This window comes from Sphingomonas sp. Root720 (assembly GCF_001428605.1).
Lineage (GTDB): Bacteria > Pseudomonadota > Alphaproteobacteria > Sphingomonadales > Sphingomonadaceae > Rhizorhabdus.
On sequence record NZ_LMID01000013.1, the window covers coordinates 595,716 to 619,863 of the forward strand.

Consider the following 24,148-nt stretch of genomic DNA (forward strand, 5'->3'; position numbering starts at 1 on the left):
GGGAGGGCGGCATGGCCGGCATCAGCGAGATCGCGGACGGCATATTCCGCATCGTCATCTTCTCCTCGAAGTTCAACCTGAGCTTCAGCCATTTCCTGATCCGCGACGAGCAGCCGATGCTCTTCCATGCCGGCCTGCGCGGCATGTTCGCCGAGCTGCACGAAGCGGTCGCCACGGTGATCGATCCGGCGTCGCTGCGCTTCATCGGCTTCAGCCACTTCGAGTCGGACGAGTGCGGCGCGCTGAACGACTGGCTGGCCGTCGCACCGGCGGCGGTTCCGCTCTGCGGGCCGGTCGGCGCCATGACCAGCGTCAGCGATTTTGCGACCAGGCCGCCCCATATCCTCGGCGACCGAGACCGGCTCGATACGGGCAGGCGCCGCTTCCGGCTGATCGCGACTCCCCACCTGCCGCACGGTTGGGACGCCGGCATGCTGTTCGACGAGAGCGAGCGGATTCTGTTCTGCTCGGATCTGCTCTCGCAGGGCGGGGACTGCCCGCCGATCGGCGACGGCGACGCGGTCGGTCGCGCGACACCCAATCTGCTCAAGTCGACCTCCGGTCCGTTCGCCCATTCGACGGCCTATTCCCCGCGCACCGGCGCGATGCTCGAGGAACTGGCGCAGCTCGAACCGGCGACGCTGGCGCTCATGCACGGCAGCAGCGTTTCGGGGAATGGAGCGGCGATCCTGCGGGATCTCTCCGCGGCCATGGAGGGGATATTGGGTGCCGGCACCGGCGATGCCGGTGGCCCGGATCGGGCCTGACGTGCGACGGGTCTCCGCATCGGCCGACGGCGCCGCGGCGGTCGACGATGCCATCCTGACGCGCCGGTCGATACGGGCCTTCCTCGACCGGCCGGTGCCGCTGACGATGGTGGAAGACATCCTGTCGGTGGCGCGCTGGGCTCCCAGCAGCAGCAACATGCAGCCATGGCGCTGCTACGTCGTGATCGGCGAGACCCGGCAGCGGCTGACCGAGGCCGCGGTGAGCGCATTTCAGACCGCGACGACCGAGCTCAAGCCCGAATATGCCTTCTTCCCCGATCCCGTTCCCGAACCCCATCACGACCGGCGGATCTATTTCCGCTCGGCGCTGAGTGCAGCGCTCGGGATCGACCGCTCCGACAGGGTCGGCCGGACTCGCGAGGAAGACCGCCAGTTCATGTTCTTCGGCGCTCCGGTCGGCATCATCTTCACCATCGACCGTCGCCTCGAACGCTCGAACTTCCTCTGCTACGGGGCATTTCTCCAGTCGATCATGCTGGCCGCCCGCGCGCGCGGGCTCGATACCTGCCTCCAGCAGATGTGGTCCCGGATGCACAATGTCATCCGGCGGCATCTCCCCATTCCCGAGGGCGAGATGGTCGTAGCCGGGATGTCGCTGGGTTGGGGCGATCGCGATGCGGCGGAGAACCGCTTCGCGCGCAAACCAGCGGAGCTCGCCGAATTCGTGACCATCCTCGACTGAGCCCGCAAATCCGGCTCAGACGAGGGCCTGGGAACCTTCGCGAGCCCTGCGGGCACCCAGGCCAAGCAGGAGGATCATGAGCATGATGCAGCCGCTCATCATCAGCGCACCAAGCCCGGTCGTGAAGGTGATGGCTCCCGCCAGCCCCTCATTCCTCATGCTTTCCGCGGCGAAGGTGACGATCACGGGGCCCGCGCTGGCACCGAGCGCCACGTTCAACAGGAAGGCCAGCGATATCGCCAGGGCGCGCCGCCGGGGCGGCATCGCATTGACCATCATCGAGAACAGGATGGAGATGATATTTCCGGCGAGGAAGAAATAGGTGGCTATCCCGGAGAGCACCCATGCCACGCTCCCGTGCCGGGCCGCCTGAGCGACCGGGAAGATCAACAGGGCAAGGCCCAGCGAGACGAAGAGCTGGCCGCGCCGGCCCCAGCGCCTGCCGACATGATCGGCGAGAAAACCACCGATCAGTTGCCCGCCGCCGAACCCGATCATGAGCGGGAGTCCGAGCGCCGTGCCGACCTGGGCGGCGGGCATCCCATATTCCCGGATGAGCATCGAGGGGGACCAGGCGCCCACCGCATTGTCGATCATCGATGCCGACGCGATGGCGAAATATAGCGGTATTGTCATGGCCCACAGGCGAAATGCCGGGATGTCCGCTCCGCCGCTTTCGGAGACGTTCGCGACCGCCAGTTGCCGCGCGGGCTCCTTGATGAGCAGCACCGGCAGCACCCATAGCAACGAGGGCACACCGATCATCAGCAGCACGATGCGCCAGGCCGACAGATGTTCGAGCGGCGTGCCGGGCAGCAGCGTGATACCGTTGATGGCTCCGAGGATCAGTCCTCCGACCACCATCGAACCGCCATAGGAGAGCGAGATTCCGGTGAAATAGCAGCCGATCGCCGCGCCCCTGCGATGCGGGGGGAAATAGTCGGCAATCAACGAGAGCGCTGCGGGGGACAGGACCGCCTCGCCCATGCCGACAACCAGCCGCGCGGCGAACAGCTCGGAATAGCTGCGCGCCAGCGCACAGCAGATGGTCGCGATGCTCCACACGAGGATGCCGCAGACTATCATGTTCCGTCGGGACAGCCGGTCGGCGAAATAGCCCATGGGAAGGCCCGCTATCCCATAGGCGATCGCGAAGGCTCCCCCGATGAGATAGCTGAGCTGGCGATCGGTCGCGTTGAACTCGGCCCGAATCGGATCGACCAGCAGGCTCAGAACCTGGCGGTCGGTATAGGAGATGATCGTCGTGAACATGAGGATGACGACGACGGCCCATGCGTAGCGGCGATCGGGAAAAGCGTGCTGCTCTGGCGTCATCGTCGAACCTCCCGGCCCCGGCAAATATGAAGGCCTTGACCTTCATTCTGGGATATATATGAATATACATATTAATTCAGATTAAAAGTCCAGTCCTGTTCGGCGGTCGTTTTTCAACGAGATGCGGGAGCAATTGCCATGCCGACCATATTAGCGATCAAGAGCAGCGCCGGCGGCGTGACGTCGGTGTCGAGCAGCCTCGTCGACCATCTGGTCGCGCGGCTCGTTCGAGAGAGACCCGGCGCCTCGGTCATCGAGCACGACCTCGACCGCGAGAGCATCCCGCACATCAGGCGGGAGTCGCTGGCGGGGATCGGCAGACCGGCACCGGAGACCGAGCAGTCACGGGCGACCCGCGAACTGTCGGACAGGCTCGTGGCCGAGGTCCACGCAGCCGACTTCATCGTCATCGGCGCGCCGATGTACAATTTCGGCGTGCCTTCGACGTTGAAGTCGTGGTTCGATCATGTGCTGCGCGCCGGACAGACCTTCCGGTTCGGCCCCGACGGCCGCGAGGGCCTGGTCGCCCCGAAGCCAACCGTCGTCATCCAGACGCGCGGCGGCTTCTACAGCGAGGGCCCCACGATCGGGGAGGACTCGCAGGAACCCCATCTTCGGACCATGCTCGACTTCATCGGGCTGAGCGACGTCAGGTTCATCCGGCTCGAGAAGATGGCGAGAGAGACAGCGGGTCAGGTCGAGCGCGCCAGAAACGATCTTGACGGGATCGTTTGGGGCTAAGCTCGATCGAGCCTGAAGTCGCGCCACCTTCCTCCCACGGACGGGCGATGATCCGTGGGAGGACAGGGCATGCCGGGCATCACGTGCAGCGATGCCCGATACTTAGGCGAGCATTTGCCGCTCAGTCCGCCAGCTTACCATGGGCATCGTCGCGGAAGATCCTGCCGTCCTTCATCACGAAGCTGATCGTGCGCAACGCGGAGATGTCGGCGGTCGGGTCGCTGCCGACAGCGATGATGTCGGCATATTGGCCCGGCGCGATACGGCCGACCTGGTCTTCGATGCCCAGCAGCTTCGCGGTCTGCGTCGTGGCCGACTGCAGCGCCTGGAGCGGGGTCATGCCGGCCTTCACGTAAAGCTCGGCTTCGGCGACGGTCGCGGTGGTGCCGCCATTGGGCTCGAACGGGAACTGGTCGGTGCCCAGGCCGATGCTTACCCCCATCTTGATGGCCCGCTGCAGCATGGCCCAATGGTCCTTGCCGGTCGAATCGACGCGATCGAGATACCAGTCGGGGGAACCGATCTTCTTGTAGAATTCGCGCGCGCCGGCCTGGCTGACGACGATCGTCGGGACCAGCCAGACTCCCTGCGCCTTCATCTGCTTCAGATTGTCGTCGGTGAGGTGATAGCCGTGCTCGAAGCAATTGATCCCCATGTCGAGCGACTGCTTGGCCGCTTCGGCCGACCCGTTGTGCGCGGTGACCTTGATGCCGTTGCGGTGCGCGACGTCGATCAGCGTCTTCAGTTCCTCGTCGGTCATCGGCGCAGCGGCGATGCTGCCATGGGTATCGGCGATGCCGCCCGAGATGGCGATCTTGATCCAGTCCGCCCCCTGCTTGATCTGCTCCCGCACGGCATGGGCCAGCGCATAGGGGCCGTCGGCCTCGAGGAAGCCGTGGCCGCCGGTGGGCACGATGATCTCGCCGGCGGTCTTGATCCGGGGGCCGATGATCTCGCCCTTCTCGATCGCGCGGCGCACGGCGAAGTCGACGCCATGCTCCTCGCCGACCAGACGGACGGTGGTGACACCCGCGAGCAGCGAGCGGCGGGCGTTGGCGGCCATGCGGAGCGCCATCTGCGGATCGGTCTCGCTGGCCAGCGCGGCGCCCTCGGCGCCCGGCAGCTTGAGGCCGAGATGGACGTGCATGTTCATCAGGCCCGGGGCTAGCCATTTGCCGCCCATCGGCACCACCTCGGCGCCGGCCGGGATCGTGACCTTGTCGGCGGCGCCGACGGCCTCGATCTTGCCGTCGCGGACGATCACCACCGCGTTGCGGATCGGCGCGCCGCCCTGGATGGAGACGATGTTGGCGTCGGTCAGCGCGATCACCGCGTTGCTGTGCTGGGCCTTCACCGGCTCCGCGGTGGGCAGCGCCTGGACGGCGGCGGGCACGGCGACGCTCACGAGCATCGCCAGCATCGCTTGCTTGATATGGCGGATCTTCATTCTTCTTCGCTCCCTGGGGTAATCGTTCACGCCGCCGCCCATTGGGCGACCGCCTTTTCCAGAACGGCCATCGGCATCGGGCCGGCGGTGAGGATGAGGTCGTGGAAGGCGCGCACGTCGAAACGGGCGCCCATGCGGGCGCGGGCGGCCTCGCGCGCGGCGACGATCCGGGTGGCGCCGACCTTGAAGCTGCACGCCTGGCCCGGGTAGACCGCGTAGCGGGTCACTTCGCGGTCGGTGGCCAGCGGCTGCTCGCCGGCATTGTCGACCATCCAGGCGACGGCCTGCTGCTTGGACCAGCGCTCGTGGTGGATGCCCGTGTCGACGACGATCCGAGCCGCACGGAACAGCTGGGACTGGAGTTCACCGATCCGCCCGAACGGATCGCCGTCGAATATGCCCAGCTCGGCCGCGACCTGCTGGGCATATAGCGCATAGCCTTCGGTATAGGCCGAGAAGCGCACGACCTTGCGGAACATCGGCAGAGCCGGCGCATGGGCAAGGACGCTGTACTGGAAATGATGGCCCGGTACCGCTTCGTGATGGGTGAGCGTGGGCAGCCGCCAGGTGGCGTGTTCGCTCGGATTCTGCAGGTTGAGCGAATAGACGCCGGGCTCTCCGGGCGCGCCTTCGCTGTAGAAGGCGCCAGGCGCGCCGGCCTCGATCGCCGGTGGGATGCGCCGGACGACGACCGGATCGACCGTCGAGATGCCGTAGGCCTGCGGCAGCCGCGCGGTGATGTCCCGGATATAGCCTTCGGCGAGCGCCAGCAGCTTGGCGCGTCCGGCATCGTCGTCGCTGACCTTGAAGCGCGGATCCTTGTTGAGCGCGCCGATGCGGGCTCCGACCGAACCCTGCGACAGCCCCTGGGCCTTCAACAGCGCATCGATCTGCTCGATCAGCTGGCGGCACTGTTCGAGGCCCAGCTTGTGGAGGTCGCCCGGCGCGATGTCCGCCGTCGTGTTCGACCGCACCGCCGCCGCATAATAGGCGTCGCCGTCGGGCAGCCGCCACACCCCGGCGATGTCGACCGCCTTGGGCGCGACGGCTTCCAGCGCGGCGATCTGCCGGTCGAGCGCGGGGACGATCCGGTCGCGGAAGATCTTCTCGGCGCGGGCATCGTCGCCTTGCCGGCCGAGCTGCTTCATCTTGACGAGCGCCGGCGCGATCAGCGCGGATTCGAGCGGCGGGCGATCGCGCAGCCCCTTGATCTGGCCGATCGTCTTGGCGATCACGAAATCGGGCGGGATCACGCCGACCGAGGCATCGTGGCGGATCCGCTCGCTTTCCTGGTCGAGCGCGGTCGCCAGCGCCGCGAGGCGCGCATACCAGGCTTCGACATCGGCGCCGTCCTTGATCGGATGGCGGGTGCCGATGAAGTCGGGCAGCCAGTAATAGGCGCCGTTCATCTGGCTGACGACATAGGGGCTCGGCCGCAGGTTCATGTCGACATAGCCGTAGCGGCCGAGCAGGTCGTCGAGCGTCTCGTAGACGTAGAGCGCGACGTCGCGGTCGAGTGCGGCGCGCGGGGAAAGACGAGCGGCGGGCAGCGCCTTCAACTCGCGCAGCGCCTGCTTCACCGCGGCCTGGTCGCCGGCGCGGGCCGCCATCGAACGGTCGTCGAGCCTGCCGCGCAGCCAGGCGTTGGCGCCCTTGTCGAAATCATTGCCGGTCGCCTCCTCGGGCGAGCGGCGGAGGAAGGCCTCGGTATGGCGCTGAAGGAGAGCTTCGAGCGCCGCGTCCTCGGTGGTGCCGGCATAGAGGGCGGGCAGTGGGCCGATCAGGCCCAGCGCCGTGCCCGTGGCGGCGGCCTGGAGAATATGGCGACGATCGATCAACACGAAATGAACTCCTCGGATATTCGCTGTTTGCTTGAGAACTAATCGACCACCAGGGTCGACAATGTCCGGACGCCGGCCTCCGCACCGGGCGCTGCCGGAAAGGCATGGACGAAGGTCGGTCCGGACGCTTCCTGCCGATCGGCCGTGCGATGTGCCGCCCGCAGACGATCGGGCGACACGCCTTTCTCCACCCAAGCCTCCATCGCGCCGATATAATCGATGGCAAAGGGGCCGTCGCCGCCCCAGCAATGCTCCATTCCGGGCACCATCACCAGTTGCGCGAAGCCGCGCGTCTCGCGGGCGCCGCCCATCGCGCGCGTGACGGCCGCATAATAGTCGACGCTGTTCAGCGGGGCGACCCGGGCATCGGCCCAGCCATGATAGATGAGCAGCTTGCCGCCCGCGTCGCGAAAGGCCCGCAGGTCGGGATGGGAGGCCGAGTATAATATCTCATATTCGCGGAGCCGATCGGGATCGCGGTCGAAATCGAAGGCGGTCGCCTCCCAGTCCGGTCCGAAATCAGACTGGATGAACCGCGTCGTGTCGGTGCCCGATCGCGTTGCCTGCGCCGGCCCGCCGATCGCCAGGAAACTGCGCCAGCCCATTTCGGAGCCCGGCAGGAAACCTCCGCCGAAATAGACCGGACGGCCCGCCGAATCGACTGGCCCGGCATAGACCTTCCGGGCCGCGGCAACCTGCTCGTCGGTGAGGCCGAGCGAACCGGGATCGAACCGACGGCGCGGATCGTCGATCACCCCGTCGCTGCGGCCATCGACCCGGTCGAGCGCCGCGATCGCGCCATCGTGAAGACGCTTGAGGCTATGATCGTCGAAGATCGGGCTGCCGTCCGGCCGGGCAAGGCTTTTCAGCGTCCAGACGAAGCTCATCGAGGTTCCGGCCTCGCTGACAACGGGCGCGCCGGCGATGACTCCATCGAAATCGTGCGGAAAGCGCTGCGCCGACACCAGGGCCTGGCGCCCGCCGGTCGAGCAGCCCATGAAGTAGGAGTGCCGGGGCCGCTCGCCGTAGAAGGCCGCTACGATCGCCTTGCCGGTCAGCGCGGTGCGGTGGGTGGCGCGAAAGGCGAAATCCATCTTCGCCTCGAGGTTGCGCCAGGCCCACAGGCCATCGGCCGGGGTCGAGCGATGCCCCATGTCGGAAATGATGCAGGCATAGCCCCGCGCGAACGGGTAGTCGCATTCCCGCGCCCACACCGATTCGCCGGAGATACCGCAGGAGCCGGTACAGCCGGCGTAGAAGAGTTTCCCGTTCCAGCCACCGGCCGGCAGGACGATCTGGAACAGGGTGTTGGGCGCCACATAGCCCTTCACGAGGCAGTGCGCGGCGCGCTGGCCGGCCGTGCCGACGGCTTCGGCCGACATGACATGCGCCGGCATCTCGTCGGCGAGATCGAGCGGTGCGCGGACGAGAGCCTCGCACGCCGTGGCGACGGTGGGGACCGGCGCGGCGAACGCAGTCGCCTCGACCCCGCAAGCCATGAGGGTGAAGATGATCAGCCAATATCTGGTCTGCATCGCCCCTGCCCTCCCGTCCCCGATCCGGACATCCTATCCCGCATCGCGCAGGGATGATGCCCCTCTGTCAGAAGAAGGGGCGGCGATCTGCGACCGCCGCCCCGTTCAGTACCTCAGAACTTGTAGCCGACGTTCACGCCGATCGTCCGGAAGGACGGCTCGACCTGCACGCCGCTGTAGAAGGCCTTCTCATAGGCGCTGGCGTAATAATGGGCCTTGAAGAGATTCTCGGCGAACACGACCGCGCGAAACTTCTCGGTCTCGACGCCCAGGCGCAGGTTCACATTGTGATAGCTCGGAGCCAGGAAGGGCTCGCCCGGAACCGCCTTGTACAGATAATAATAGGGGTTCGAGATCGTCTTCGCGCGATAGTTCCACTCGAGACGGGCGAAGGCTTCGAGCGTGTCGGTGATCGGCACGTTATACTGGGTCTGCGCGCCCAGCGTCCACTTCGGCGCCGTCGTCAGCTGCTGGCCCGAAAGGTCGAGCACGATGCCGTCGATGAGGGCGTTCGGATAGTCCTTGTACTTCGACTTGTTGTAGCCGAGCTGACCGCCGAGCTTCCACCAGTCGGACAGCTTGGCATCGAAGCTCGCCTCGAGGCCGTAGCTCTCCGCCGAAGCGGCGTTGGCGATGCCGCTGACGCCGCGCAGCAGGCCGGTGACCGGATCGATGAACTGGAAGCGGATCGTCTGCTGGACGTCCTTCCAGTCCATGTAGAAGGCGGTCACGTCGACGCGGAGGCGCTTGTCGAACAGGTCGAACTTGGTGCCGAGTTCATAGTTCCACAGCGTCTCGGGATCGAACTCGTTGCGCAGCTGTGCCGCGTTCGCCGTCTGCGTACCGCCCGACTTGAAGCCGCGCGACGCCGTCGCGAAGATCATCCAGTTGGTCTGCGGCTTGTAGGACAGGGTGAACTTCGGCGAGACGTCGTTGAACGAGGCCGACCGGTCGTTGTTGCCGGTCACGATACCGTTGGAGCGGGTCTGGGAGTCGTTGGTGACCTTTTCCCACGAGTAACGGATGCCGGCGGTGAAGGCCAACTTGTCCGTGAAGTTCGCGGTACCCTGTGCGAAAGCTGCGAAGTAGCGCGACGAGCTGTCGCCATCGGCGCCGGTGACTTCCAGGCCCGAGCAATTGCCCGCGCTGGCGGCCGGGCACAGCGGGCTGGCCGCGCCGTGATAGGTCGACTGGTCGCTGACGCCGGTGTCCTTGCCGTAGCTGGTGCCGACGCTCCAGTCGAGGAAGTTGGAGCCGTTCGACTGGAGGCGAAGTTCGCCGCTGGTCGACTTGCGGGTCAGCTTGAGGTCTTCGTAGAAGAAGTCGCGGCTGCCGCCGTCGACGTCGCCATAGTTGAACACGTCGGACTTCAGGTGACCGGCGACGCCGGTCAGCGAGACCGGGCCCAGGTCCCAGACCGCGCGGGTGCTGAAATAGTGGAACTTGTTGCCGACCTTCTGCGCGCGGTTGAAGTTCACGCGATCGTCATTGTCCGGGAAGAAGCCGACGCCGTCGGGATTGCCGATCAGTCCGGCGGACTGGCCGTAATAGACCGACGCCCAGGTGCGGGTGACGAAGCCGGTGGGCACGCCGTTGCGCATGCCGACCTTTTCGTTCGAGGTGCTATACAGCAGGTCCCAGGTCAGGTTCTCGGTCGGGGTCAGGCGGGCCTGGATGCGGCCGGTATAATATCTGCTGTCGTTGCCGCCGCCGATCGGATTGATGTTCTTGATGTAGCCGTCGGACTTTTCATACTGGCCCGAGGCGCGGACGGCGAGCAGGCCCGGCACGACCGGCACGTTGAGGACGCCCTGCACGCGCTTGGTGTCGAAGCTCGAATAGCCCAGCTCGACCTCGCCTTCGAAGCGGTCGACCGGCTTCTTGGTGACGACGTTGATCGCGCCGCCGACGGCATTACGACCGAAATAGGTGCCCTGCGGACCGCGCAGCACTTCGATCCGCTCGAGGTCGACGATCTGCGGGTTGCTGGTGCCGGCCGCGACGTTGAACTCGTCGACGTAGAAGGCGTAGCTCGACTGACGAACGTCGGCATAGGGGTTGAGCTGGTTCGAAATGCCGCGGATCGCGAGGTCCTTGCGGTCGCGCGAACCGTTGCTCTGGAACGAGACGTTCGGCGTCAGGGCGAAATAGTCCTCGACGCCCTGGACGTTCTGGTCCTTCAGCGTCTGCGCGGTGACGGCGGTCAGCGCGATCGGAACGTTCTGGATCGACTCGTTCCGGCGCTGCGCCGTGACGATGATCTCGCTGTCGGAAACGCCTTCCGCCGCAGTCTGGGCGAGAGCGGGCGTCGCAATGACGGCGACCGCGACCGACACGAGCGCCGTGCAACCCTGCATGCGGCGGGCAAGCTTTGCGTAAAACGACTGGGTCATCAAATTCTTCCCCTTGTGTAAGGCCGGGACCTTTGATCTCCGGCGCTTGGATTTTTCAGCCTACTCTCGGCCCGCGCACCGCGGGGGCCCCTCAGAATGCGAAAATCACTTGGTCCAGCATTGCGGATCGATCGGGCCCTTGGCCGGATCGAGCACCTCGCGGACGAGCACGATCGAGGAGATCTTGCCGTCGCGCAGGGTGGCGTGACCGGCGGCGAGCGAGCAGGCGGGCTTGCCGGCACGGCGCGAGCGGATCACATGATAGGTGTAGACGAGGCCGTCCTTCTCGAAGACTTCCTTGAAGGGAACGACGATCTCGACTTGGGCCCCGCTCGACTGGATCTTCTGGAAATGGGTCGCCCATTGGTCGACGCCATCGATCACGGTACGCCCCTCGAGGACGAGGGTCGCATCGGGAGTGAAGAACTTCGAGAAATTCTCCGCGGTGTAGGCACCGGGAGTGTTGAACGCCTGGTTCCACCAGATGAACATCTTGGAAAGCGCATCCGTGGTCGGCTTCTCGGCGCCGGCCGGCGCCGCAATGGCGAGGCAGGCGGCGATGGCCGATGCAAGGAAGGCTTTCGTCTTCGTCAAAACTTGTCCCCTTGTCTGCGGCTCGGCTTGCGGGCCCGCCCTCGACATGGAAGTTGTCCGTCAGTTACAGAGTTGTTGCAATGACAGCAGTCAGCCGGCTTTGTTGCGTTTCACGCAAATTAGCGCCCTACATGCTTGCCGACGGGCCGACGATCGTCTTGCCGCCCTTCATGACGAAGCCGATCGTCCGCAACGCGCGGATATCGACGGTGGGGTCGCTGTCGACCGCAACGATATCGGCCAGGTAGCCGGGACGCAGCGCACCGACCTCCTTTTCCACGCCCAACATACGCGCGCTCTCGATCGTTGCCGACCGAAGCGACTGCAGCGGCGTCATCCCCGCATCGACATAGAGCTCGGCCTCGCGAATCGTCGCGGTCGTGCCCTCGTTCGGTTCCCACGGATATTGGTCGCTCCCCAGCGCGATCGGCGTACCGATCCTGATGGCGTTCCGGAGCATCTGCCAGTGCGCCTTGCCGACCGAATCGACGCGCGCGAGATACCAGTCCGGCGATCCGATCTTGCGGTAGAACGCCTTGGCGTCCGACTGGCTGACGACGATGGTGGGGACGAGCCACACGCCCTTCTGCTTCATCCTCGTCAACACGGGCGGGGTCAGGAAATAGCCATGCTCGAACCCGTCGATCCCCGCATCGAGCGCGGTTTCGGCCGAGAGGGGGGAGCCGTTGTGGCCGGTGACCTTGACGCCGTTGCGATGCGCGACCTCGATCGCGGTCTTCAGTTCGTCGTCGGTGAAGGGGGATGCGGCGATCTCGCCGTGCGTGTCGGAGATACCGCCCGAGATGCCGAGCTTGATCCACGTCGCGCCCTGCTTGATCTGCTCGCGCACCGCCCGCGAGAATTCGGCGGCGCCGTTCACCTCGGTCGACCCATGGCCGCCGGTGGCGACGATCGACGACCCCGCGGTGTGGATGCGCGGCCCGTCGAACACGCCGCTGTCGATCATCTTCTTGAGGGTGAAGTCGGCGCCTTCCTGCGCGCCGGTCAGCCGGATCGTCGTCACGCCCGAGCGAAGCGATTTCTGGGCGTTGTCGAGCATCCGCAGCGCGATCGAGTCGCGGCCTTCATTATAGACGCGCGACGCGCCGGGCAGGTTGAGCGCGAGATGGACGTGCATGTTCATCAGGCCGGGGATCAGCCATTTGCCGTCGAGCGGGATGACCCGGGCGCCCGCCGGCACGGGGGTCGTGGAGGCGGGACCGATCGCCTGTATCCTTTCGCCGTCGATCACCACCACGGCGTTGCGGACGGGGGCCTTGCCGTCGACGTCGACGACGTTCGCACCGGTTAGCGCCAGCAGCTCGGCCTGCGCCGCCGTGCCCATCAGCAGGCCGACCAGCAGTCCCCATCGTCCGACCGTCTTCATCATCGCGCGTCTCCCTCAGAATGGCGTGCCCCGGACGCGGCATCGCTCGCGCCGCCACTCCGATAGGAAGAGGATGCGCGAAGAAGATGTGCAAACAATGCATGGACTTGCCAGACTTCATTGCGATTTACGCAACATCCTGGCAGCTTTGAGGCACGAAAACTGCTAAAAACGCCGCTTTTCATATAGTTGGGCGGAAGCGCGGTCCACTCGCCCGCCGCTTGCCGCAAGCCCGTGGATTTGCATTCTGCGGGAAGCACATCGGCACGACCGCCTCGGGGGAACAAGATGACCGCCTTCAAGCCAATCCAATCGTCGCGGCGCGAGCTGCTCGTGCTGCTCGGCGCCAGCGCGGCTGCGATCGGGATGCCCGCCCTGGCCCAGGCCGGATCGGATGCCGATCGGCAGTTGCGCGCCCTGCTCGATCGCAGCGACGCGGCCGACGCGCTGCTCGACCCGATCTCGGAGACCCGCAAGGACAAGGGCGCGCGGGGCCCGGTGTTCGTCGATCCACTCGGCGATGCCTACGCCGCCGCACTCCGCGCCAACAAGACGGCCGAGTGGAAGCAATTGCAGGCGATCGATCGGGCCGGCCTCTCCGCCATCGACAAGATCGCCTATGACGTCTTCGCCTATCGTCTCCGCCAGACGCTCGAGCTGTTCGAGACGGGCCTGTTCGAGGTGCAGCGCAAGGCGCCGTTCAATCCATCCTTCGGGCTCCAGGTCGAGTTCCCGGACTTCGTGTCGGGCGGCCCCGCCCCTTTCGCGACGCTGGAGGATTATGAGCGCGGGCTCGCCCGGCTCGACGGCTTCGCCGGCTATCTCGCCAACGCGGTCGCCCAGGCCAGGCGGGGACTCGCCGAAGGCTATCGCCAGCCGCGCATCCTGATCGAGAACCTGCTCAAGCAGGTCGACGCGATGCTGGCCACGCCGATCGAGAAGAGCCCGTTCTGGTCGGCGATCGACCGCATGCCGGCCAGCTTCGCCGCGGCCGACCGGCAAAGGCTGACCGCCGCCTATCGCAAGGCGATCGGCGACAAGGTCTATCCCGGCTACCGTCTGTGGCAGACCTTCCTGCGCGACGACTATCTGCCTGTCGCGACCGTGGAGCCGGGCCGCTGGGCGATGAAGGACGGCGACGCCCTCTATGCCTGGGAACTGGCGCGCCACACCACGACCCGGCGGACGCCGGACGAAATCCACACGCTCGGCCTGTCCGAGGTGGCGCGCATCCGCAAGGAGATGGAGGAGGTCCGCGTCCGGGTCGGCTTCCAGGGCGACCTCCGCGCCTTCTTCGAATATGTCCGGACCGATCCGAAATTCTATTACAAGACCCCGGACGAACTGCTCGGCCGCTTCAAGGCGATCGAGGCGAAGATCTGGCTGCGCATTCCGGAGCTGTTCCACGACCGGCCCAAGGCACCCTTCATGGTCGCCCCCCTGCCCGCGCTCGGCGACCAGCGCGGCACCGGCTATTATCGCCCCGGTCCGCCGGACGGGAAGACGCCGGGCGTCCTGTTCTTCAACATGTCGATGCTCAACACCCGCCCGATCCCGACGCTCGAGACGCTGACCCTGCACGAGGGCATTCCCGGCCATCATTTCCAGATCACCCTGGCCCGGGAAAACGAGGCGCTGCCGCCGCTGCTCCGCTACGGTTCGGCGACGGCCTTCTCCGAAGGCTGGGGCCTCTACGCCGAATCGCTCGGGCCGGAGCTCGGCATGTTCGGCGATCCGATGCAGCTGTTCGGCCATCTCGACATGGAGATGCTGCGCGCGGTGCGGCTGGTGGTCGACACCGGCATCCACGCCAAGCGCTGGGACCGGCAGAAGGCGATCGACTATATGCTCGACAACACCTCGATGGCACCGCGCGACGTCGCGGTCGAGATCGATCGCTACATCGCCTATCCGGGGCAGGCCTGCGCCTACAAGATCGGCGAGCTCAAGTTCCGCGAACTGCGCAACCGCGGCAAGGCGAAGCTCGGCACGCGGTTCGACGTGCGCGACTATCATCACCAGATCCTCGATACCGGATGCCTGCCGATGGACGTTCTCGAAGCCAAGATAGACGGCTGGATCGCTGCCGGCGGCGGGATGCCGAAGGCATGACCATGAAGGGTTATGGCCATCGCTGGCTGCTGCTGCTGCCGTTCCTGTGGCAGATCGCGGCGGTGCCGTTCGTCAACGATGTGGCGTGGCGGCCGCTCTCCCTGCCCTTTCCGATGATGTGGCAGCTGGTGGGGATCGTGATCACGACGATCGTCATCGCGACCGTGTTCCGTCTCGACGAACGGCTGGAAGGCGGGGAGCAGGACATTTCCTCGGGCCGGAGCGAGGATCGCCACCCATGATCCTGGCCATGACGCTGGCCATCGTGCTGGGCACCGTGCTCGGCTCGGTCGTCTACGCCCGGCGCCAGGTGCGGGCGAAGACCCTCACCGAATGGGCGGTCGGCGGCCGTCGCTTCGGCACGCTCATATTCTGGTTCCTCAATGCCGGCGAGATCTACACGACCTTTGCCGTGCTCGGCATTTCGGGTTTCGCCTGGGCGTTCGGTGCGCCGGCCTATCTGGCGCTGACCTCGGTCTCGCTGGCCGCGGTGATCGGCTACTGGCTGATGCCGCGCATCTGGGCGGCGGGGCACAAGGACAATCTCGTCACCCAGGCCGACTTCTTCGCCGCGCATTACCGCGCGACCTGGCTCGGCGTCGTCGTCGGCATCGCCGGCATCGCCGCGCTGATCGTCTATGTGCAGATCCAGATCACCGCGCTCGGCCTGATCCTGCGCCTGACCCTGGGGCAGGATGTATCGCCCACCCTGGCGGCGATCCTCGCTGCGATCGTCATGGTGGCGTTCGTCTTCCTCGCCGGCCTGCGGTCCGCCGCCTTCGCCGCAGGGGTGAAGGACATATTGATGCTGGTCGTGGTCGTCGTGCTGTGCGGCGGCGCCGCCGCGACGGTCGGCGCCTCGTCGATGCTCGACATCTATGCGCGGGTGCAGGACCAGTTTCCGACGATCGGCAGCTTTCCCGGGCTCAAGCCCGAAGCCGGACTGGACTCGGTGTGGCTGATGACCTCCGCGCTCAATGTCGCGATCGGCAACTGGATATTGCCGCACCTGTTCCAGCTCTGCTTTTCGGCCGGCAGCCGGACGACGATCCGGCGCAATGCCGTGCTTCAGCCGATCTACTCGCTCTCCTATTTCTTCATCATCCTGCTCGGCTTCGCGGCGCTGCTGGCCGGCATCCAGCCGCCCGAAGGCGACAGCAACGCGGTGCTGATCAGCTTCGTCGCCGATCGGTATCCGCCCTGGGCGGTCGCCCTGTTCGCCGGAACGGCCTGCCTGCTGGCGCTTGTTCCGGGATCGGTGCTGCTGCTGACGGCGGGATCGCTGTTCAGCCGCAACGTGCTCAAGCCGGTCATGCCCTCGCTGGGCGACCGGGCGGCGCTGCTCGCCTCGCGCCTCTCGATGCTGGCGTTCGCCGCCGCCGCCGTATGGCTGACGATCGGAGCCTCGCGCTCGCTCGTCGAGATCGGCCTGTCGGCCTACGCCGCGATCGGCATGCTCGCGCCGGGCGTATACTTCGCCTTCACCTGGAAGCGGGTCAGCGCGGTCGGCGTGATGGCGGGCATCATCGTCGGCTATGCGGCGCTGCTGCCGCAGCTGCAGCCTTTCTGGAACGGGCTGTTGCCGCACTGGGACACCGGCCTGGTCGCGATGATCGTCAATGCCGTCGTCGCGGCGATCGTGTCGCTGCTGGTCCCGTCACGGCACCCGGAGGAGGTCCTCGGCTGAGCCGGTCGCGGTCACCGGGATCGACGCCCAGCTCTTGAGGCTGTTCTCCAGCTGCGACAGCAGCCGCGCGGGCGCCCCGTCGAGCTGGCGGCCGAGCCGGTGGATCAGGCTGACCGACGTATGCTCCAGCTCGGGATCGAGCAGGGGCCGCGCGACCAGCGAGCCTTCGGCCAGTTCGGTCAGCGCGGAGATGCGCGGCAGCACCGTGATCACCCGCCCGGCCTTGGCGACCTCGCGCATGATCTGGATCGACGAGGTGACGAGCATCGGTTCCAGCATGATCCTCGCCCGCCGTTCGGCATGGATCAACGTCGAGCGGATACGGAAGCCCTTGGGCGGCAGGCAGAGGTCGAAGCGGGTGAGGTCCTCCAGGGTGATCGCGCTCAGCTCGGCGGCCGGATGGTTCGGCGCGCACATCGCCAGCAGCGGCTGGTTCACCGCGAGCCGCGTCCGGATCTTCGGTTCGTCCGGGACGTGCAGGATCATGCCGATATGCACCTCGTCCTCGAGCACCATCCGGATGATCTCCGAACTGGTATAGCTGTGGATGGTGATCGCGATGCCGGGGTTGCGCCGCTGGAACTGGTCGAAGGTCCGGGCGAAGGCATTGCCGATGAAGCCTTCGCCGATCGCCAGCACGATATGCCCGGTCTTGACCTCGCGCAGTTCCTGCAACCGGTTCATCAGGCTTTCGCGGTCGGACAGCTGCTCGCGGTGGAAGTCGAACACCAGCCTTCCCGCGTCGGTCAGCCGGATCGAACGCCGGCCGCGTTCGATCAGCGACACGCCCATCGCCGCTTCGAGCTGGCCGATCTGCCGGCTGATCGAGGACACCGCCACGCCGATCTTCTCGCTGGCGAGACGCATCGAACCCAGCGACGCGGCCTCGTAGAAATAATGAAACGCGTTATCCCACATCCGTCCGGCTCCCGACACCGCAGTGCACGCATCATAAAAGATCGAAGGTCCGCAAGCTACAACCTTTGCGGTTTGCGCAACAAAGATGGTGATTCATTGCTATTGCTGCGAAAACCGCTTCGTCGCAACAGCGAGAATGCCGGACCAGCCGGCCGAAAAGCGCCAAGGGGGCTACCGAGTGTGAGCAAGCGATCGCGTGTCAATTGGCGGGGCTATATTCCTGCGATCACCACTCCGTTCGATGCGCAGCGGCAGCTCGATCTCGCGGGGCTGGGCCGCCTGCTCGAATGGCTCGAGGCCGAAGGGATGCACGGTCTTATCCTGGCGGGCACCACCGGCGAGTGGACCAGCATGACCCCGGCGGAGCGCAAGCAGCTGTTTACGGCGGCCGGGGACCAGCTCGGCGCGCGCATGCCGCTGATCGCCGGTTGCACCGCGTTCACCGCGCGCGAAGCGGTGGATTTCGCCGAGCATGCGGCACAGCATGGTTTCGAAGGCATCCTCGTCACCCCCCCGCCCTATCTGCGCCCGGGTGCCGATGAGATCGTCGATTTCTATTCCGACATCTCTGACGCCACGCCGCTGCCAATCTGCGTGTACAACTGGCCGCCCGGCACCGGCATCGACATGCCCGTCGAGCTGCTGGAGCGGCTGGCCGATATCGAGAATGTCGTCGCGATCAAGCAGTCGACCAGCGACCTCAACAGCTTCGTCCGCACCTTCTTCGCGCTGAACGACAAGGTCCGCGTCTTCGGCCATTCGATGGACGAGCACGGACTGGCGCTTCTTCAGGCGCGCGGCGGCGACGGCACGATGGGCGCCGGTGCGGTGCTCGGCCGCGTCCACGCCGACTTCTACAATCATCTCTGGGCCGGCGAGATAGACGAGGCGCGGGCTTGCGGCGTAAAAGACCGCATGATTCTCGATCACTGGTACACCCGCGAACTGATCGGCCGCTTCGGCTCGGGACCGGCCGTGCTCAAGGCCGGGCTCAATGCGCAGGGCCTGCCCGGGGGCTATGTCCGCCGGCCGCTCCGCGACGTCGCCGAGGAGCATATGGACATGATCCGGGAAACGTTGGTCGCTGCCGGGCGCCTCTAGGGCGCCATGGAGAAGCATGATGTCCTCGTGGTTGGCGGCGGCCTGGTCGGCTGCGCCGCCGCGTGGCATCTCGCCGAGGCCGGCGCGTCGGTCCTGGTCGTCGATGGCGGCGATTTCGGCATGGGCGCATCGGGCCAGAACGCCGGTTCGCTGCACTTCCAGATCGAGCGGCGATTCCTCGAGCAGGGCGACGCGCTCGCCCGCCAGGCCGAGCAGACCATCGCGCTGAGCCGGATCGCGATCGAGGATTGGCGCGGATTGGGTGCGGCGCTCGATGCCGATCTCCATGTCGTGATGGAGGGCGGCTTCATGGTCGCCGAGACCCCCGACCAGGTCGCGCTGCTGGAACACAAGGTCGCGCGCGAGGTTGCCGAGGGGCTGCGCATGCGATTGCTCGACGGCGACGAGGCGCGTCGCATCGCTCCCTATCTCTCGCCGCACATCGTGGCCGCGGCCTTCGCACCCGACGAAGGCCATGCCGATTCCCGCGCCGTCACCCCGGCCTTCGCTGCAGCCGCACGGCGGGCCGGCGCCAGCTTGCGCAGCCGGACGCGGCTGGGCGCCCTCGCCAGGGTCCGGGGCGGATTCGAGGCGCGGGGCGATGGTCTTTCCGTCCGCGCCGACCAGGTGCTCGTGGCGGCCGGCGCCTGGACCCCGCAGGTCTGCGCGCTCGCCAACCTCCACGCCCCGCTCTATCCGGTGGCACTGCTGATGAACGCGACCGAACGGACGCAGCGGCCGCGGATTCCGCATCTCATCCAGCATGTCGGCCGCCGCCTGTCGATGAAGCAGACCCATGCGGGCAATATCCTGATCGGCGGAGGCTGGCCGGCGCGGCTCGCCCTCGCCGCCGATGGCGGCTTCGACCCCGGCACACGGCCCGCGATGATCGAGGAGTCGCTCGCCGGCAATCTGCGCGCCGCGGTCGACGTCGTGCCCGACGTCGCGTCGCTCAACCTCCTGCGCAGCTGGACCGGGGTGACGGCGGTCAGCGGCGACCAGCTGCCCGTGGTGGGAGAGGTGCCGCGCATGCGGGGCTTCTGGATCGCGGGCGGCGGATCGGCTTTCACGCTCGGCCCCAGCTTCGCCCGCCTCGTCGCACGGGCGATGCGCGGGACGGCCACGCCGGAGCTGGACTTCGTCTCCCCGGCACGCTTCGATCATCTCAACAGCTTCATGGGGCAGTGATGCGGATCGATCGCGATACCAGCCGGGGGCCCGCGGCGACGATCCGGGTGGACGGCGTCGCCATAGCGACGTTCGAGGGCGAGACGATCGCAGCGGCCATGCTCCAGCATGGACCCGCCTTCCGCCGCGACACGCGCGGCCGGGACCGCGGGCTGTTCTGCAACATGGGCACCTGTTCCGAATGCCTCGTCACCTTGCTGCCCTCGCGCCGCCGGGTCCGCGCCTGCATGACCGAGGTCGCCGACGCGATGGAGGTGTCGACCCATGGCTGAGCGCTTCGACGTCGCGGTCGTCGGCGGTGGCCCCGCCGGCCAGGCCGCCGCGCTCCGGCTGGCGGAATGGGGCGCGAGCGTCGCGGTGGTCGACGAACAGCCGCGCCCCGGCGGCCAGATATTGCGCCAGCCCCCGACCGCGTTCGCGGTGCGCGGCTGGATGGCGGGCCGGAGCTATGCCGAATTGCGGTCGCAGCTCGAGCGGTTCGGAGCCGATCCCGACATCGCCTGGCGCGGCGGCCGATCGGTGCTGGGGATCGCGCGGCAGCCCGATAGCGGCGGCGAACCGGGCTTCGCGGTGACGCTGTCATCGGCGGAGGGCGTCGACCGGATCGCCGCCCGGCGGCTGCTCATCGCGACGGGATGCCAGGATCTCGCGGTGCCGCTGCCCGGCTGGACCTTGCCGGGCGTCTATGCCGCCGGCGGGCTGCAAGCCTTTCTGAAGAGCCAGCGGATCATTCCCGGCGAGCGGGTGGTGCTGGCCGGCACCCACCCGCTCCAACTGGTCATCGCCGCGCAGATCGTCGAGGCGGGCGGCGCCGTCGAGGCGGTGCTGTTCGCGCAGCCCCGTGCCGGCATGATCGCGGCGATGGCCTCCGCCCCGACCATCGCCCTCCGCCATGCCGGCAACATGCTGATCGCCGCAGCGGCGATGCGGACGCTGCTGCGCCATCGGGTCCCGGTGCATTTCGGTACCCTGGTCGAGCGCATCGTCGGCGAGGATCGGGTCGAAGCGCTGGTCGCCGGCGGGCGCCGCTGGGCGTGCGACACGGTGGGATTATGCTTCGGCTTCGTGCCGCAGTCGGCGCTGCCGCGCATGATCGGCGCGGAGATGCGCGACGCCGGCGCGGCGGGCGGATGGGCGGCGCTCCACGACCGTTGGATGCGCTCTACCGTGCCTGGCCTGTTCGTGGCGGGCGAGACGACCGGGGTTGCCGGCGCGCCGGCGGCCATGGCGGCCGGCGAGATCGCCGGCGTCGGGATCGCCCATGACCTGGGCATGATCGACGAGGCCGCCGCCGAACGGCACGCCGCCGCCGCCCGCGCACGCCGCGAGGGCCATCTGCGGTTCGCGCGTCTTCTCGACCGGCTGTCGGATCCGCGCCCCTGGTTCCCCGCGCTGGACGCCGACACGCTCGTCTGCCGATGCGAGGACGTTCCGCTGTCGAGCATCGTCCCGCTCGTCGACGCGCGGTCGGCCAATGCCGTCAAGCTCGCCACCCGCTGCGGCATGGGGGCGTGCCAGGGCCGCAATTGCGAACCGACGCTGCTCCGCCTGCTCGGCAATCCGGACGACCCGGGCTTCGCCTCCCGCTTTCCCGCGCGCCCGGCGACGATCGCCGACCTCGCCTATGTTGCGGCAAGGACAACGAACTGATGCGCATCGCTGCGTTGCCGCGCGATCGCGGACAGGACACACTTCGCCCGATGCCATTCGGAGGCCTTCAATGAGCGCTGCACCCGACAAGCCGAACTTCCTGGCGGTCGACCATATTTCCTGGACGGTTCCCGATCTGGAGGAGGCGCTCGCCTTCTACCGCGACGTGATCGGCGCGGAGGAACTCTTCCGCCTGGGCCCGCTCGACGCGGCCGATATGCCGGTCGACGAGCAGGGTCGCGACTGGATGGCGACCCATGTCGGCGTGCCGGGGGCCAGGCTGACGCTGGTGATGCTGAAGCTCACCGACACTATGAACTTCCAGCTCGTCCAGTATGACAAGCCCGCCGAGCGCCGGCAGGACGTGCCGCGCAACTGCGATCGCGGCGGCCATCATCTGGCGCTGCGCGTCGACGATGTCGACAAGGCGATCGCCTATCTCACCGCGCATGGCTGCACTGCGATGGAGACGATCTTCATCCCGGAAGGGCCGCTCGCCGGCAAGAAGAACGTCTATATGACCGACCCGTTCGGCCACAGCCTCGAAATCGTCGATTAATTTCAGCGGGAGACCTGCCATGGCGAACAGCCGCATCAATCCGGAAACCATGTACGACGCGCTCGGCTACGGCTTCTCGCACGCCGCGCTCCAGACGAGCGGAAAGACGCTGCATCTGGCCGGGCAGGTCGCCTGGGACGCGCAGTGCAACGTCGTCGGCGGCGGCGACCTCGCCGCGCAGACGCGTCAGGCGCTGGCCAATATCAAGACCGTGCTGGAAGCGGCCGGCGGAACACTGGCGGATATCGTCCGGCTGCGCGTCTATGTGGTCGACCACAGCCCCGACAAGCTGGGTGTCGTCCTGCCCGAGGTCGGCGCCTTCTTCGGCTCGGTGACGCCGCCGCCCAACACCTTCCTGGGCGTCCAGGCACTGGCGCTTCCCGATTTCCTGATCGAGATCGAGGCGACCGCCGCGATCGACTGAGCGGCGGTCGTGGTCGGCGGCCGGTCGGGTGCCGGCACGGCCCGCAGGCGTCCGACAAGGTCCGGCGCTAGACGACGTCGCGGCGCGGCAGGTGGCGGGGGATGTAGAGCGCCAGATAGGCGCAGCTCATCCGCTTCGCCTCTTCGACCATATCGCCGAGCAGCGCGCCGCGCTCGAACAGCGACAGGCCGAACATCAGGTCGGCCGCCTCGATCGCATAGAAGAAGATCCGGCTGCGATCGGGAATATCGGGCAGCACGAACTGCGCGTCGATCAGGCCTTCGATCAGCCGACCGGTATCGATATCGGCGCTGCGGCTGTAGCGCTTGATCGCCGGAGCGGTCTGCGAGGACAGCATCAATTGCTGTGCGGCGGGATTGTCCTCGAAGAAGATCGCGGCGCGGTCCATCGCCACGCCCCACACCCCTTCCCAGCTATCCTGCCGCGCGACGGGCTGGGTGATCACTGCCTGCAACTCGGCATCGAGGATCGACACCAGCTCGACGAACAGCTCGATCGCGTCGGTGTAGAAATGATAGGTCGAGCTTTTCGGAACCTCCGCCCGCGCGGCGATGTCGGCCAGCGTGATCTGGCTGCTGTCGCGTTCCGCCAGCAGCGCGCGAGCCGCCAGCAGCAACGCCTCGCGCCGCTTGCGTCCCCGCGCCTGCGTGGCGACGGGCCGCGCCGTCGCCTCGGTCAACGTCCCGCCCCGGTCATGCCGGCTCGCCGGCACGCACCCGATCGTCGAGATAGCGCCGGGCGACCAGGCAGGCGCGCTCGATCAGCATCGGCCCCAGCTCCTTGGCCGTCTGCGTCTCCGGCCGGGTCTGGACCCAGCCCAGATAGGTCGTGCTGCGCAGGAACAGGAACAGCGGCAGCAGCGCGCCATGGTCGTCGGGCAGCGCGCGGACCGAGCGATAGCCCTCGAACAGCGCCTGCTCCATCCGCTCATAGGCCGGGTGGTCGAGGTTGAAGTAGAGCGCCGTCGCGAGATCGAACATGTGCCAGCCATAGCCGCCGTCGTCGAAGTCGATCAGCTTGAGCCGACCATCCTCGACCAGCAGGTTCTCCGGCACGAAATCGGCATGGATCAGGCCGTAATTGTCGGGCCGCTTGCCGAACGCCGCCAGATCCCACATCGCATGGTCCCGCGCCGACTGGAGGAGGTCGCGCTGCTCGGCGGTCAGCCGCTCCAGCTCCCAGAAGCGGCCCCACAGCGGATCCTCGCCGATCAGGCCGTCCTCGTCCCAGGCGTGGCGCGTGAAACCTTCGGGGAAGGTCATCGCCTCCACCTGATCGTGCATCCGCGCCGCGAGCGCGCCGGCGCCGAAGAACAGCGTGGCGGCACTCGCCTCGTCGGCCTCCAGCCCGTCCTCCGAGGAACCGGCGGGGGCGCCCGCCATCCAGGCCAGCACGTCCACCTGGCGCGGCTCGGGGATGCCGGGAGCCGTCACCGTCACGAAGATATCGCCGTCGCTGGTCGGGATGATCGGCGGCACTTCGATCCCGTCGCGCGCCAGCGCCTGCATCCACAGCAGTTCGGACCGCAGCGCTTCGTCGCTATGATAGCCATGCCGGTGGACGCGCACCGCGACCTTCTGGCCGTCGGACCGCAGCGCCGAGAAGACGGCATTCTCGCGATATTTGACCAGTGCGATCGAACCATAATCCCCCGGCCAGCGCTCCAGCGCCATTCGGGCGAGCTCCGCCAGCCGCGCGGCCTGATCCGCGTCGCTCAAGCTATAGAAATCGGTCACCATCACTCC

At 67.0% G+C, this 24,148-nt stretch carries 22 protein-coding genes; 12 read left to right on the top strand and 10 right to left on the bottom strand.

What is annotated here, in order from left to right:
* The first annotated feature begins 11 nt into the window (after positions 1 to 11).
* Together ASE22_RS20250 and ASE22_RS20255 are read left to right on the top strand one after the other, a co-directional pair.
* On the top strand, positions 12 to 767 hold the full coding sequence (locus tag ASE22_RS20250; RefSeq protein ID WP_056363864.1) for an MBL fold metallo-hydrolase: 756 nt from the start codon (positions 12 to 14) through the stop codon (positions 765 to 767).
* A 1-nt stretch (position 768) separates the two neighbouring features.
* Entirely contained in the window at positions 769 to 1,470 is a 702-nt protein-coding gene (locus ASE22_RS20255; protein WP_056364188.1) for a nitroreductase, read from the top strand.
* Between the two features lie 15 nt (positions 1,471 to 1,485).
* On the opposite strand, the gene ASE22_RS20260 is transcribed toward ASE22_RS20255, so the two are convergent.
* Entirely contained in the window at positions 1,486 to 2,805 is a 1,320-nt protein-coding gene (locus ASE22_RS20260) for an MFS transporter (protein ID WP_056363865.1), read from the bottom strand.
* A 138-nt stretch (positions 2,806 to 2,943) separates the two neighbouring features.
* Here ASE22_RS20260 and ASE22_RS20265 point away from each other — a divergent pair, with 138 nt between their 5' ends.
* Positions 2,944 to 3,546: an FMN-dependent NADH-azoreductase gene (locus ASE22_RS20265; RefSeq protein ID WP_056363867.1), complete on the top strand. Its 603-nt coding sequence runs from the start codon at positions 2,944 to 2,946 to the stop codon at positions 3,544 to 3,546.
* 121 nt (positions 3,547 to 3,667) lie between these two features.
* Here ASE22_RS20265 and ASE22_RS20270 read toward each other — a convergent pair whose 3' ends face one another.
* The 6 genes from ASE22_RS20270 to ASE22_RS20295 all read right to left on the bottom strand — a co-directional run bounded on the left by ASE22_RS20270 (position 3,668) and on the right by ASE22_RS20295 (position 12,746).
* Complete coding sequence (locus ASE22_RS20270; RefSeq protein WP_082545388.1) at positions 3,668 to 4,993, bottom strand: amidohydrolase family protein; 1,326 nt, start codon at positions 4,991 to 4,993, stop codon at positions 3,668 to 3,670.
* 26 nt (positions 4,994 to 5,019) lie between these two features.
* Positions 5,020 to 6,834: a DUF885 domain-containing protein gene (locus ASE22_RS20275; RefSeq protein WP_200933132.1), complete on the bottom strand. Its 1,815-nt coding sequence runs from the start codon at positions 6,832 to 6,834 to the stop codon at positions 5,020 to 5,022.
* Positions 6,835 to 6,872: 38 nt separating this feature from the next.
* Positions 6,873 to 8,369: a tannase/feruloyl esterase family alpha/beta hydrolase gene (locus ASE22_RS20280; protein ID WP_056363869.1), complete on the bottom strand. Its 1,497-nt coding sequence runs from the start codon at positions 8,367 to 8,369 to the stop codon at positions 6,873 to 6,875.
* A 113-nt stretch (positions 8,370 to 8,482) separates the two neighbouring features.
* Entirely contained in the window at positions 8,483 to 10,762 is a 2,280-nt protein-coding gene (locus tag ASE22_RS20285) for a TonB-dependent receptor (RefSeq protein WP_056363871.1), read from the bottom strand.
* A 105-nt stretch (positions 10,763 to 10,867) separates the two neighbouring features.
* Positions 10,868 to 11,356: a hypothetical protein gene (locus tag ASE22_RS20290; protein ID WP_056364193.1), complete on the bottom strand. Its 489-nt coding sequence runs from the start codon at positions 11,354 to 11,356 to the stop codon at positions 10,868 to 10,870.
* A 127-nt stretch (positions 11,357 to 11,483) separates the two neighbouring features.
* Positions 11,484 to 12,746: an amidohydrolase family protein gene (locus tag ASE22_RS20295; protein WP_200933131.1), complete on the bottom strand. Its 1,263-nt coding sequence runs from the start codon at positions 12,744 to 12,746 to the stop codon at positions 11,484 to 11,486.
* Between the two features lie 285 nt (positions 12,747 to 13,031).
* Between ASE22_RS20295 and ASE22_RS20300 the strand changes: the two genes are divergently transcribed.
* The 3 genes from ASE22_RS20300 to ASE22_RS20310 are packed head-to-tail and all read left to right on the top strand — an operon-like array spanning position 13,032 to position 16,542.
* Positions 13,032 to 14,855 carry a DUF885 domain-containing protein gene (locus ASE22_RS20300; protein WP_056363873.1) on the top strand — a complete coding sequence of 608 codons (1,824 nt, stop codon included), beginning with the start codon at positions 13,032 to 13,034 and terminating at the stop codon, positions 14,853 to 14,855.
* Positions 14,852 to 15,097, top strand: coding sequence for a DUF3311 domain-containing protein (locus ASE22_RS20305; protein ID WP_156397187.1), 246 nt, complete (start codon positions 14,852 to 14,854; stop codon positions 15,095 to 15,097). Before ASE22_RS20300 ends, ASE22_RS20305 begins: the two co-directional genes overlap by 4 nt.
* Positions 15,094 to 16,542, top strand: a complete 1,449-nt coding sequence (locus tag ASE22_RS20310) for a sodium:solute symporter family protein (protein ID WP_056363877.1) — start codon at positions 15,094 to 15,096, stop codon at positions 16,540 to 16,542. Before ASE22_RS20305 ends, ASE22_RS20310 begins: the two co-directional genes overlap by 4 nt.
* Here the strand turns inward: ASE22_RS20310 and ASE22_RS20315 are convergent.
* The gene (locus ASE22_RS20315; protein WP_056363879.1) at positions 16,513 to 17,460 is read right to left on the bottom strand and encodes a LysR family transcriptional regulator; all 948 of its coding nucleotides are present in this window, start codon (positions 17,458 to 17,460) and stop codon (positions 16,513 to 16,515) included. The genes ASE22_RS20310 and ASE22_RS20315 overlap by 30 nt on opposite strands.
* Before the next feature lie 180 nt (positions 17,461 to 17,640).
* On the opposite strand from ASE22_RS20315, the gene ASE22_RS20320 reads away from it, so the two are divergent.
* The 6 genes from ASE22_RS20320 to ASE22_RS20345 all read left to right on the top strand — a co-directional run bounded on the left by ASE22_RS20320 (position 17,641) and on the right by ASE22_RS20345 (position 22,382).
* The gene (locus ASE22_RS20320) at positions 17,641 to 18,561 is read left to right on the top strand and encodes a dihydrodipicolinate synthase family protein (protein WP_056363882.1); all 921 of its coding nucleotides are present in this window, start codon (positions 17,641 to 17,643) and stop codon (positions 18,559 to 18,561) included.
* 6 nt (positions 18,562 to 18,567) lie between these two features.
* On the top strand, positions 18,568 to 19,749 hold the full coding sequence (locus ASE22_RS20325; protein WP_056363883.1) for an NAD(P)/FAD-dependent oxidoreductase: 1,182 nt from the start codon (positions 18,568 to 18,570) through the stop codon (positions 19,747 to 19,749).
* Complete coding sequence (locus ASE22_RS20330) at positions 19,749 to 20,021, top strand: 2Fe-2S iron-sulfur cluster-binding protein (RefSeq protein WP_056363885.1); 273 nt, start codon at positions 19,749 to 19,751, stop codon at positions 20,019 to 20,021. The genes ASE22_RS20325 and ASE22_RS20330 overlap by 1 nt, the downstream gene beginning before the upstream one ends.
* Positions 20,014 to 21,399: an FAD/NAD(P)-dependent oxidoreductase gene (locus ASE22_RS20335; protein WP_056363888.1), complete on the top strand. Its 1,386-nt coding sequence runs from the start codon at positions 20,014 to 20,016 to the stop codon at positions 21,397 to 21,399. The genes ASE22_RS20330 and ASE22_RS20335 overlap by 8 nt, the downstream gene beginning before the upstream one ends.
* 70 nt (positions 21,400 to 21,469) lie before the next feature.
* Positions 21,470 to 21,958, top strand: coding sequence for a VOC family protein (locus ASE22_RS20340; protein WP_056363890.1), 489 nt, complete (start codon positions 21,470 to 21,472; stop codon positions 21,956 to 21,958).
* A 19-nt stretch (positions 21,959 to 21,977) separates the two neighbouring features.
* Positions 21,978 to 22,382 (top strand): RidA family protein, encoded by a 405-nt coding sequence (locus ASE22_RS20345; RefSeq protein ID WP_056363893.1) that lies wholly within the window; start codon positions 21,978 to 21,980, stop codon positions 22,380 to 22,382.
* A 67-nt stretch (positions 22,383 to 22,449) separates the two neighbouring features.
* Here the strand turns inward: ASE22_RS20345 and ASE22_RS20350 are convergent, their stop codons facing one another.
* Positions 22,450 to 23,082, bottom strand: coding sequence for a TetR family transcriptional regulator (locus ASE22_RS20350; RefSeq protein ID WP_056364195.1), 633 nt, complete (start codon positions 23,080 to 23,082; stop codon positions 22,450 to 22,452).
* A 13-nt stretch (positions 23,083 to 23,095) separates the two neighbouring features.
* Positions 23,096 to 24,142, bottom strand: coding sequence for a phosphotransferase enzyme family protein (locus ASE22_RS20355; RefSeq protein WP_235536473.1), 1,047 nt, complete (start codon positions 24,140 to 24,142; stop codon positions 23,096 to 23,098).
* Positions 24,143 to 24,148 lie beyond the last annotated feature (6 nt).